This is a genomic window from Lysinibacillus sp. NPDC096418, assembly GCF_044762775.1.
In the GTDB taxonomy this organism is placed as follows: Bacteria; Bacillota; Bacilli; order Bacillales_A; family Planococcaceae; genus Lysinibacillus.
Genome location: NZ_JBIWEY010000061.1, coordinates 1 through 12,100 on the forward strand (window position 1 = coordinate 1; position 12,100 = coordinate 12,100).

Consider the following 12,100-nt stretch of genomic DNA (forward strand, 5'->3'; position numbering starts at 1 on the left):
CTTCTCCGCCACTATAGATTGGCCCCTTGGTCAAGCGGTTAAGACACCGCCCTTTCACGGCGGTAACACGGGTTCGAATCCCGTAGGGGTCATACATAAAGCACAGAAGACGTTGAAAAACATCTTCTGTGCTTTTTTGATTCTATTATACTTTTTAGTAGCATGAAAGGTGTTAGGATTTCTTTTCTCAATAGGTTGATTAACTCTGAATAAGGGGAAATCTAGATGTTGCACTTTTGAAATACAGTCTAGGGATATCAATTAATTGAGAGGATTAATGGATGTACATTTAAATAAAGGATTATTGCTAATATAGTACAAAAGCCAATTCTAAATCAATAAGAATTGGCTTTTGTTTTATATATACGAAAATTAGTTTATTTTAAAGTTTATTTACGAAATTTAAAAGTGAACCATTATTCATTTTTTTGTATAGCAAATAGAGCCGGTTTAGCTTTTATCAGGAATTAAGTAAATATAAAATTATTATTTAGAATATATATGTAATAAATAATGTACATCGAATCTACAAATATAGAAACATAAAATTGATATAAATTGCAAAAATGTAATAATTGTAATAGTATTAACCGAAATAACATCTTTAATTTATAGAAAAATCAGAATATTGAAAGGTCACTACAATACATAAAGGGGGAGTTTGATGAATTTGATGCTTGAAGTAGTAAATCTGAAAACAGGGTTTGATATTGAGGGGGAAATATATCATGCGGTTGATGATGTATCATTTTCAGTTAAGCCACGCCAGATTATTGGTGTAGTTGGCGAATCTGGGTGCGGCAAGAGTGTGATGTCACTTTCAATCATGAAACTACTTCCAATGGGAATAGGACAAATTACAGACGGTGAAATAAAATTCCAAGGAAAAAATATAGAGAATAATTCCAACGATGAAATGAATAAAATAAGAGGTAAAGATATTAGTATGATATTTCAGGAGCCAATGACGTCATTAAATCCAGTATTTACAATTGGATTTCAGATAGAAGAGGTCATGCTGAATCATAGCAATATTACCAAGAAAGAAGCTAGAAATAAGGCAATCGATTTATTAAAGAGCGTAGGGATCTCTAGACCGGAAAAAATCGTTGAAGAATACCCTCATCAATTGTCAGGCGGAATGAGACAACGAGTGATGATTGCCATTGCGATTGCCTGTCAACCCAAGTTACTAATTGCAGATGAACCTACTACGGCACTTGATGTTACGGTACAAGCTCAAATACTTGAATTACTCAAGAGCATACAAGAAAAGAATGACATGTCCATTATTTTAATCACACACGATTTAGGCGTAGTTGCAGAAATGTGTGATGAAGTAATTGTGATGTATGCGGGGAAAATTGTAGAGCGAACTAATGTTGATAACTTGTTCTATAACCCGAAGCATCCATATACAAAGCTATTAATGGCATCAATTCCAAGGATAGATAAGGAAGTTGAAGAGCTAGCTACCATCCAGGGAATTGTTCCATCTTTAAAAAATATGCCTAAGACAGGCTGCCGATTTGTTGACCGATGCCCATCTGCGATGACGGAGTGTAGTACTGTCACGCCGTGGCTTGAGACTATAGACTTAGATCATGATGTTGCATGTTTACTGTACAAAAGTAGTGATATTAGAGAGGGAGTGAGATGACAGGATGGATTATACAACGGTCAAACAAGATAAAGATAGTTTACTAGAAGTGAAAAATTTAAAAACCTATTACCCAATTAAGGGTGGATTACTTAGACATACAGTCGGACATGTAAAAGCCGTTGATAATGTATCTTTTGCGATAAAAAACGGAGAAACATTGGGCTTAGTTGGAGAATCTGGTTGTGGAAAATCTACAACAGGACGCACAATTTTAAGGCTATTAAATCCGACTGACGGACAAATAGTATTCAATGGTCAGGATATTACAACATTAAAAGGAAGATCATTAAGAGAAATAAGAAAAGATATTCAAATGGTGTTTCAAGATCCCTATGCATCATTAAACCCAATGCAAATGGTAGGGAGTATCGTAGCTGAACCAATCATGAATTTTCATAATAAATCACTAAAATCATTAAAAGATGAAGTAGTAGATCTACTGAGAAAAGTAGGGTTGCCTGAGGATGCCTATTACAAATACGCACATGAATTTTCAGGAGGTCAGCGTCAAAGAATAGGAATAGCGAGAGCATTAGCACTTAGACCGAAGTTAATCATTGCCGATGAACCAGTTTCAGCATTAGATGTATCTGTTCAATCTCAAGTTCTTAATCTATTAAAAGAGTTGCAAGATGAGTTTGATTTAACTTTTTTATTTATTGCGCATGACTTGAGTGTTGTTAAACATATGAGTGATCGAATTGGCGTTATGTATTTAGGTAATATTGTTGAAATAGCTGACAAAGAAAATATTTATGATGAACCTATGCATCCTTATACACAGGCGTTAATTTCTGCAATCCCAGTACCTGATCCGAGAAAAAAGAGCAGCCGTATTGTATTGGAAGGAGATGTGCCTAGTCCAGCGAACCCTCCACAAGGTTGTGCTTTTCATCCAAGATGTTCTAAAGCTATGGCAGAATGTTTAGTATCCAAGCCACCCTTAAAGGAGGTGAAGCTGGGACATAGTGTTGCTTGTCACTTATATTAAATAAGATGGCTCTGTAATATTCTGAATCATTAAAAATATTGGGGGGATTTTATGAAGAAATCGGCATTATGGGTATTCATGCTTATGTTATTAATGACACTAGTGTTAGCAGCTTGTAGCGGTGGTTCAACTACTACTGACAATGAAGGCGAGAAGGACAAGGAAGAGCCAAAGAAAGAGACGTCCACTGGTCCTAAAGAAGGTGGTGTCATAACATTTGGAACTGACACAGCACCAGAAGGTATATATGATCCTGCATATTCAGGAAGTGTTGTTGACAGCAAAATTCAAGAGTTTATGTTGGATGAAATATATACAGTAAATGATCAATTAGAATATGTTCCTGAATTAGCAACATGGGAAATTAGTGAGGACAAGCTAACTTATACGTTTTCACTTCAGAAAGGTGTAAAGTGGCACAACGGCGAAGAATTAACGGTGGATGATTGGGTATTTGCCTTAGAGACAATGGCACATCCAGATTTTATTGGTCCACGCTTCAATTATGTGGAGGGCATTAAAGGGGCAAAAGCAAAAAAAGAGGGAAAAGCTGATTCAATCGAAGGAATTGAAGTAGTAGACCCACACACAGTAAAAATTACATTTGAGGCTGTTAAAGTAAATAATTTAGAGAATCTATGGCCTAGTCCAATGCCAAAGAAACATTATGAAGGCATTGCTGTTAAAGATCTTGAAGAATCCAAGCAAGTTCGTGAAACGCCTGTAGGTTTAGGACCTTTTAAAGTAAAGAAGGTTGTGGACGGCGAATATACTGAATTAGAACGTTTCGATGATTATTGGAAAGGAAAACCACTGCTTGATGGAGTAATTATAAAGGTTATCGATCCATCGTTAGCAACTGGTGCTTTCCAAAATGGTGATATTGACATAATGGAAATTAGACCACAGTCCGTGAAAGAGCTATCAGCATTAGAAGATGTGCGTATTGAAGAAACTACGGGTGTAACTTATTCTTACATCGGGCTTCGATTTGGTCACCGTGATAAAGCTTCACTTACAAATATAGCGGATTTTGATAAATTAAAATCGAAAGAATTGCGACAAGCCTTACTATATGCAATTAACCGTCCAGCAATGATCGATGCTTTCTTAGAAGGAAAGGCAGAGGTTGCAAATACAGTGATTCCTCGTACTTTCTGGATAGCTGCTTATGAGGCCGAGTTGAACCAATATGAATTCAATCAGGAAAAGGCAAAAGAACTATTAGCTTCAGCTAGTTACGTGGATAAAGACGGAGATGGCTTTGTAGAAGATCCAAGTGGCAAACCATTTAAAATTTCATTCGGTCACTATGCTGGTCCAGCTGCTTTTGAAGGCCGTTCACAAGCTATCATTCAAGCTTGGAATGACATTGGCGTGAAAACAGAATTAGCAACAGGTACGTTAATTGAATTCAACTTATATAACGAAATGAAAGATAATGATGATGCGGCATTAGAAGCATTCTTCGGTTCTTGGGGTACAGGTTCAGATCCTGATCCATCTGGACTTTGGGCAAATAATGCTGAGTGGAATTTTGGCCGTTGGGTCGATGCGGAAAACCAACGACTGATAGACGAAGGCTTAAGTGAAAAATCGTTTGATAAAGAATACCGTAAAAATGTTTATGTTGAGTGGCAAAAATATTTTAATGAGCAGGTACCTGCAATTCCATTATGGGAAAACTTGGATTTATATGGTATTAATAAACGTCTTGAGGGTGTTCACATTAACGCTGTAGGTTTCCAAAATGATGTTCATAAATGGTATGTAACTAAGTAAGCAAACTATAAAAAAATTGTATGAGCAAGCTGCTAATAGATAACAGAAAATCTAGTTAATCACTGCTACTATCAGATGTCTAAGAAAAGGGTGTCTGATAGTAGTAAAACTTTATAGATAAGGAGATGTCACATGGTTCAATACACACTTCGTAGACTACTTGGCATGATCCCATTATTACTCCTTATTTCGTTAGTGGTGTTCACCTTAGCAAAAATGATGCCAGGCGATGCGTTTGCAGGAGAAATAGATCCATCCAATACAAATCCAGCGTACATTGCTGAAATGAGAGAGAAATTAGGCTATAACGATCCGATAATTGTGCAATATGGTCGATGGATTTCCGATTTTGTACAAGGCGATTTTGGCAAATCAACGACATATAAAAAACCTGCAGCGGAAATCATCGCACAACGTATTCCTAATACATTATTTTTAGTGGGAACATCTTTAGTCATAACGTATATATTTGCTTTTATAATGGGGATGTTTGCGGGTAGAAAACCATATACACTTGGTGATAATTTGATTTCAACGTACAATTATTTAGCATTAGCAATTCCATCTTTCGTAGCAGGAATTGTTGCTATTTACTTTTTCTCCTTTAAATTAGGGTGGTTCCCGTTTAATGGTTCAGTAGGTGTTGGCCTAGAAGAGGGGACATGGGATTACTATATTAGTAAAATGAAACATGTATTACTGCCGGCTTTAGTTTTAGGGTTAATGGGGACAGCTTCATATACGCAATTTTTACGTAATGACATTATCGAGAATAGTAGAAAAGATTATGTAAGGACAGCAAGATCAAAAGGAACGAAAGAATCGACTATTTATAATAAGCATATATTGAGAAATTCAATTATTCCTCTTGTAACATTTCTTGGTTTTGATATTGCTACATTAATTAGTGGAGCGGTTATTACAGAAACAATTTTTACTTATCCAGGATTAGGTGCACTTTTTTTAGAATCCGTGGGACGAAGAGACTATGCGGTAATGATGTCGATTACTATGCTCCTTTCATTCCTAACACTGTTTGGGAATTTAATAGCAGATTTACTTTACGGTATTGTAGACCCGCGTATTAGATTAGAGTAAGGAGGGGAAATCTGTGGTAATCATGACGGACAAAGAAGTTTCAGCACCAAAAACACCGAAGAAAAGCCCCTCCCCGTGGGTGATAGCAAGAAGAAAATTTACTAAAAATAAGTTAGCGATGATTAGCCTCATATTTCTACTAATCGTTATAATCCTGTCGTTTTTAGCACCCTATATAACGTCAAAGGATATTGTTCGTGTGGATCTCATGAACATTAACTTGCCTCCATCGAGTGAGCATTGGCTAGGTACTGATACAAATGGGCGTGATGTTTTTACACGGATGCTCTATGCGGGAAGATCGTCATTAACGATAGGATTAGCTGGGATGTTTTTAATTGTTTTGGTAGGGACAACTGTAGGTGCTATTTCAGGGTACTTCGGGGGTAGGATAGGACAAATACTTATGCGATTGACTGACTTTGTATTAATGTTCCCATTTCTTATATTTGTTATTGTTATAAATACGATTCTTTCAGGCAAAGTTTCGGGCCTATGGACATTAATAATTGTCATTGCTTTTTTAAATTGGGGCGGCGTCGCACGTATTGTACGCAGTAGAATCCTTGCAGAAAAAGAAAATGAATATATTTTAGCAGCTAAATCCATTGGTGGTAAACCTGTGAAAATAATTATGAAACATTTATTACCCAACGTTGCATCAACGATTATTGTACAAGCTACTTTATTATTAGCGGTGACGATTGTCGTGGAGTCCGCTTTAAGTTTTTTAGGTTTTGGTGTCCCGGCAGATACACCAAGTTGGGGGAATATGTTATCGGAAGCAAGAAACTCCGATGTGCTATACAATAAAATTTGGATGTGGGTACCTCCTGCAACCGCTATTACATTAGTAATCTTGTCCATCAATTTTATTGGAGAAGGGCTAAAAGATGCTATGAATCCTAAGTCTAGAAGATAGAATTTATTTTCAGAACTTGCTACATCGTTAATTGAAGCTGGGCTGGGTATTTTCATATTCGTCCGGCTTTTATTTTTTTGTATAGATTTTAGCGTATAGATGCTGAAGGTAGGAAGGGAAGAAATTATGAATAGTCAGCTAAGTAAATTGCTAAATTACTACATAAGTGTAGAGTACAAAAAAGGGTAGACTTGTCAGTAGTTGATTAACAAGTCTACCTTTTAATCTGTGAAAAATAGTTATCCTCTAGAAAGCATTCTTTCAAGGGAGCTGCGTGCTTCTTCTGCTGTGTGTGCATCAACTTGTATGCGGTTATGTGGCTGACCTTGTTCAATGCTTTCGAGTGACCAAAGCAGATGTGGAAGGTCGATTCTATTCATAGTGAGACAAGGACAAAAGTTTTCGTTTAAAGAAATAATATGTTTATCAGGGTGTTGCTTGATGATGCGATTCACAAGATTCATCTCAGTGCCGATCGCCCATGCTGATCCGCTTGGTGAGTTATTAATGGTATCAATAATGTATTTCGTCGAGCCTGCATCATCCGCAGCAGCAACAACTTCGCGGCTACATTCAGGATGCACGATGATGCGCATATCGGGATATGTTTGACGAATGATTTCTGTATGCTGCACAGTAAAGCCTTCATGAACGGAGCAGTGTCCTTTCCATAAGATTACCTGAATGTTTTCTGGCGGCTGATCTGTTTCAAGAGTATTTGTGTGTGGATTCCAGACAGCCATATTTTCAAGTGGCACACCTAAATCATACGCAGTGTTTCTTCCTAAATGCTGATCAGGTAAGAAGAAGATGCGCTCTTTTTGCGAAAATGCCCATTCCACCATTCTTTTTGCGTTAGAGGACGTGACACAAGCTCCGCCATGTCGTCCTGTAAATGCTTTAATCGCTGCTGTTGAGTTGACATACGTTAACGGAATAATAGTATCGCCAAAAAGTTGTTGTAAAATTGGCCAAGCTTGTTCTGTTTGATAAATATCGGCCATATCAGCCATTGAACAGCCTGCACGCATATCGGGCAAGTAAACGTGTTGCTGATCAGTCGTTAACATATCAGCTGTTTCGGCCATAAAGTGTACTCCGCAAAATACGATGTGTTCGGCTTCATTATTTGCAGCAGATAATTGAGCAAGTTGTAAGGAATCACCTGTTGCGTCGGCAAATTGAATGACTTCATCTTTTTGATAATGATGTCCAGGGATAAAAAGCTTACTACCTAATCTGTTTTTGATGGCAATAATTCGAGCTTCCATATCAGCTCTAGTTAATGATCTGTAATGCTCTGGGAGTAGTGAGGCTTGTTGTAATAGACTAGTAATTGACAAGGGAATGAGCTCCTTTCGTTTGCACAAGTGCACTAATATCGAAAGCTTTCACTGAATGGGTAATCGCACCGAGTGAAATCCACTGGATGCCAGAAGCGGCGTATGCATCTAGGTTTTCGAGTGTAATACCACCTGAAGCTTCTGTCGCAATGTGCGCAGGGACAGTTGGAAGCCATGCCCGAATTTCTTCTGGTGTGCGGTTGTCAAACATAATAATATCCGCACCGGCTTCGATGGCTTCATCTAATTGGGCTTTTGTTTCAATTTCGACTTCTATTTTGACGGTATGACCGATGTTTGCACGAGCTGCTTGTACAGCTTTTGTAATGCTTCCTGCAAAGGCGATATGATTATCCTTTAGCATGATTGAATCGTATAAACCACTTCGATGATTATAAGCACCACCTGTTCGAACGGCATATTTATCGAGCATTCGTAAGCCAGGTATTGTTTTACGTGTGTCACAAATCTTTGCACTTGTACCTTTAGTTTTGGATACCGCTAAATTGGCAGCAGTTGAAATGGCAGACATTCGCTGAACAAGGTTTAAAATAACACGCTCTCCGATTAATAATTTTTGTAGTGGCCCTTCAATTACCGCGAGGACATCACCAGCAATAACAGATTCACCATCTTTTTTGTGCAGAGTAATATTCAGTGTACGGTCGAGGAGGTGAAAACCATGTTCAATAATTAGTGCACCGCAAAAAATGCCGTCCTCTTTTGCATAAAAGGAAAAAGAGCCTTGTTGTTCAGCGCTAAAAATGAATTCACTTGATAAGTCTCCATCTCCGATATCCTCATTAAAAAATTGCTTCAGCATTTCCTCGAGTTTGATGATGTTCATATAATGTATTCCTCACTTTCGTCCGTCCATTTTCGAAAATTATCCATCGTTGTTGCCATTGCTCGTCATTGTTTGGTTTATCACTACGAATATGGGCACCGCGTGATTCTGTTCGTGTAATCGCAGCATGGGCCATGATCGTGGCAACGACATGCATCATATAAAGTTCAAGTTCCTGTTGGTAGAGTCCTTTTAGGTTTACGTGCTGTAAGATTTGCAACGTAGGTAAGCGCTGTACAAACTGTTGCATGTCGGTCGGGTTTCGAACAATGCCTAATGTTTGCATCATCAACTGTTGTAAAGTTTCTTTTGTTAGTAATGAGGGCAGTGGCAGTGTACAGTCTCTTATAGCAATTATGAAGTTTTTTTGCGTGCAACCAGCATTTAATATGGATTCAGCCATTTTTTGCCCAAATGTAATGCCTTCTAGTAACGAGTTACTTGCTAAGCGATTTGCACCATGCACACCCGTACATGCGACTTCACCAACTGCATATAAATTTGGAATCGAAGTTTTTCCTGTATCATCAGCCACAATGCCCCCCATCAAAAAATGACTTCCGGGCGCAACTGGAATTAAGCCATTTTCAGGGTCAACCCCATTTTCACGACAGAGCTTCGTAATGGTTGGGAACTTTTTTTCAAAATACTGAATACTAGAAATATCGATGTACGTTTCCTGCCCAGCAGCTCGTTTTGTAAATAAAGTATGTGCTGTAATATGGCGTGGCGCTAAATCAAGCTGTGGATGGATACCTTTCATAATTGGTTGCCGCTCTTCATCGACAAAAACTCCACCAGCCCCACGTACAGCTTCAGAGACGAGACCTTTTGCCTCGCCATTACACCATAGTAAGCTTGGATGAAATTGCATAAATTCCATATCACTTATCGCAGCACCTGCACGATATGCTAGCGCAATGCCATCTCCGGTATTTGTCTCATAATTGGAGGTACAAGAATAGAGGGCCCCCGCACCACCAGTTGCTAGAATGACATGATGTGCAAAATAACGCTTTGTGTCATGTTGGTCTTTCGTGAGTACGCCGATGCAGGCACCATTTGTATTCAGTAGTAATTCATAGGCCATTTCATAAGAATTGATAACGACGTTAGGGGGAAGTTGCTTGAGTAAATAATCGATAAATATTTTACCGGTGCGATCTCCGCCAGCGTGTATGATACGCTGTTGACTATGTGCACCTTCTAAACCTAGAGAAGGTTCACCAGAAGGTTGACGATCGATAGGAAGTCCATCTGATATAAATTGCTGCATAATTTTTGAGCCGTCTTCTATTAATGTTTCAACATGTTGCTTTTCATGATGATGTACACCGGCAATTAGTGTATCTGTAATATGAATGCTTGTTTGATCTTCGCGGTTGGTGACCGCGGCAATGCCTCCTTGTGCACGATAAGAACTGCTCATATAAACAGATGACTTGGTTACAATCTGTATATGAAACTGCTGTCCGAGTAGTCGAGCTGCTTGTAGAGCAGCTATACCACTACCTATAATGAGAACATCTGTCTTTACATCCATAGCTTTACCTTCTTTACAGTTGTCTTGACACATATCTTTACATAAAATAAAAGAGAAAACAAGACCTGATATTACTAGAAAGGAAGAGATACGATGATTTATTTGGATTATGCATCGACATCACCAATGTCTCCTGAAGCATTGCAGGCTTATTGTGAAGTAGCACAGCGTTATTATGGTAATAGTGCAAGCCTTCACGATGCGGGGGGACAAGCAAGTTATTTTGTTGAGTTGGCAAGAGAGGTTGTTGCAAAGAAGCTTGGTGTTAGTAGTGATGGTGTGATTTTTACAGGAAGCGGGACAGAAGGGAATTTGTTAGCCATTTTGTCGGTCGCTATGGCTTCTAAAAAAGGTAAGCACATTATTACATCGCAAGCAGAGCATACATCCGTTCATGCAGCGCTAAACACGCTTGAGAAAATAGGGTATGTTGTGACAAAGCTTCCACTACAGGAAAATGGCTGTGTGAATGTAGTACAACTAACCGAAGCTATACGGGAAGATACCGTACTTATTACGATTCAACACGTCAATTCAGAAATTGGTTCTATTCAACCCGTGGCAGAAATGGCTGATATCGCCAAGAAAGCGAACGTCTTTTTTCATGTAGATTGTGTACAGTCATTTTGTAAACTGTCAACACAGCCATTTTCTGAACAGGTGGATGCTATGACTGTCTCTGCTCATAAAATTGGAGGGCCTAAAGGTTGTGGAGCTGTATACATAAATCCAAAGATTCGTGTTCCCGCATTAACGCCCGGCGTCACACATGAACGTGGTTTACGAGGCGGTACATTAGATACACCTGCTATTGTCGCATTTAGCGCTGCAATTGAAGCTTTTCAGTATGAGCGTCAACATTATGAAGCGTTACGCCAATACTTACGAAAAAATTTGCCACAAACTTGTCGCATCATTAATTCAGCTGAGCAACTACCGAATATATGTGGATTATTGATGGAGAAGGTCGAAGGGCAATATGTATTATTAAAGTTAAATGAGGCCGGAATATGTATTTCTACAGGGAGTGCGTGTGATATTAAAAGTGAGTCTGGAACAAAAGCTATTTTATCGATGAGGTATACAATGGAAGAAGCACGTCAATTTTTTAGAATTTCATTTGGTCCAACAACTTCTTTCGAAGAAATTGATAGATTAATAGAGGGACTTTCTAATGTATAAACTGTAGGTCATTATCAAAACATGTACCTGACTTGAAATCCCCAATTTAGGTAAGTACATGGAACGGAGGCGGTGACTTTTAAGGGATTAGTGAGAGGCACTGAAAAAGTATTTTCCAATAAATTCTCTTATAAAATAGACCTGAAGGATTTTGCGCTCAAGAAGTTGCTTTTAGAAGGCTTAGCGTAAGCCGCAACCCTTGCTATGCGCGGTTTGTTGCGTCTTACGTCTCGTACGTGATTCTCCTGCTATGTTTCGCTCGAGCTTTCGTCGCAAATAATGAAATGTTCATCAAATATAACTTTGCAGACAAATGTGTTTTGTAATTTTTGAAAAGAGATTATTTGAATGAGCTGCCGATTAGATATTATCTATAGAATGTAATACATAAGTTAACCTAGTATGAAATAGCAGGCTAAACTACTTTTATTAAGAGGTTGTAATTTAATTGTTTTCTTTTGAAAAAACAATTGCTATAATGATTAATAGGGCAATTAATTCTCTTCTATGATAAGAAAAACTTCGAAAATAAAATAATTTCTTTTTTTTATATAAAAGTGTTGCGCAATCCAATATAACGTTATATAATAATTCTTGTCTTGAAGGACAGGTTAAAAACTTCAAAACGAAATACATAGTCTAGTGATGATGGCAAAGAGGTCACACCCGTTCCCATACCGAACACGGAAGTTAAGCTCTTTAGCGCCGATGGTAGTTGGGGGCTTCCCC

9 protein-coding genes, 1 tRNA gene and 1 rRNA gene are annotated in these 12,100 nt (G+C 38.3%); 8 read left to right on the forward strand and 3 right to left on the reverse strand.

What is annotated here, in order from left to right; translation table 11 throughout:
* Positions 1 to 20 precede the first annotated feature (20 nt).
* The 6 genes from ACIQZG_RS23860 to opp4C all read left to right on the forward strand — a co-directional run bounded on the left by ACIQZG_RS23860 (position 21) and on the right by opp4C (position 6,456).
* Positions 21 to 92: transfer RNA gene (locus tag ACIQZG_RS23860), tRNA-Glu, on the forward strand.
* 572 nt (positions 93 to 664) lie between these two features.
* Positions 665 to 1,660 (forward strand): ABC transporter ATP-binding protein, encoded by a 996-nt coding sequence (locus tag ACIQZG_RS23865; protein ID WP_402758562.1) that lies wholly within the window; start codon positions 665 to 667, stop codon positions 1,658 to 1,660.
* 4 nt (positions 1,661 to 1,664) lie between these two features.
* Positions 1,665 to 2,654: an ABC transporter ATP-binding protein gene (locus tag ACIQZG_RS23870; RefSeq protein WP_402758564.1), complete on the forward strand. Its 990-nt coding sequence runs from the start codon at positions 1,665 to 1,667 to the stop codon at positions 2,652 to 2,654.
* 51 nt (positions 2,655 to 2,705) lie between these two features.
* Positions 2,706 to 4,436 carry an oligopeptide ABC transporter substrate-binding protein gene (gene opp4A / locus ACIQZG_RS23875; protein ID WP_402758566.1) on the forward strand — a complete coding sequence of 577 codons (1,731 nt, stop codon included), beginning with the start codon at positions 2,706 to 2,708 and terminating at the stop codon, positions 4,434 to 4,436.
* 132 nt (positions 4,437 to 4,568) lie between these two features.
* Positions 4,569 to 5,534: an oligopeptide ABC transporter permease gene (gene opp4B / locus ACIQZG_RS23880; RefSeq protein WP_402758568.1), complete on the forward strand. Its 966-nt coding sequence runs from the start codon at positions 4,569 to 4,571 to the stop codon at positions 5,532 to 5,534.
* 22 nt (positions 5,535 to 5,556) lie between these two features.
* Positions 5,557 to 6,456, forward strand: coding sequence for an oligopeptide ABC transporter permease (gene opp4C, locus ACIQZG_RS23885; RefSeq protein WP_402758577.1), 900 nt, complete (start codon positions 5,557 to 5,559; stop codon positions 6,454 to 6,456).
* 239 nt (positions 6,457 to 6,695) lie between these two features.
* Here opp4C and nadA read toward each other — a convergent pair whose 3' ends face one another.
* From nadA to nadB, 3 genes are read right to left on the reverse strand one after another with little or no spacing between them, the layout of a single operon-like run.
* Positions 6,696 to 7,799 (reverse strand): quinolinate synthase NadA, encoded by a 1,104-nt coding sequence (gene nadA, locus ACIQZG_RS23890; protein WP_402758570.1) that lies wholly within the window; start codon positions 7,797 to 7,799, stop codon positions 6,696 to 6,698.
* Entirely contained in the window at positions 7,786 to 8,646 is an 861-nt protein-coding gene (gene nadC, locus ACIQZG_RS23895; RefSeq protein WP_402758572.1) for a carboxylating nicotinate-nucleotide diphosphorylase, read from the reverse strand. The genes nadA and nadC overlap by 14 nt, the downstream gene beginning before the upstream one ends.
* The gene (gene nadB / locus ACIQZG_RS23900; protein ID WP_402758573.1) at positions 8,603 to 10,189 is read right to left on the reverse strand and encodes an L-aspartate oxidase; all 1,587 of its coding nucleotides are present in this window, start codon (positions 10,187 to 10,189) and stop codon (positions 8,603 to 8,605) included. Before nadB ends, nadC begins: the two co-directional genes overlap by 44 nt.
* Positions 10,190 to 10,282: 93 nt before the next feature.
* Between nadB and ACIQZG_RS23905 the strand changes: the two genes are divergently transcribed.
* Together ACIQZG_RS23905 and rrf are read left to right on the forward strand one after the other, a co-directional pair.
* Positions 10,283 to 11,371, forward strand: a complete 1,089-nt coding sequence (locus ACIQZG_RS23905) for a cysteine desulfurase family protein (RefSeq protein WP_402758575.1) — start codon at positions 10,283 to 10,285, stop codon at positions 11,369 to 11,371.
* A gap of 638 nt (positions 11,372 to 12,009) precedes the next feature.
* Positions 12,010 to 12,100: ribosomal RNA gene (rrf, locus tag ACIQZG_RS23910) — 5S ribosomal RNA — on the forward strand; the annotation flags it as partial.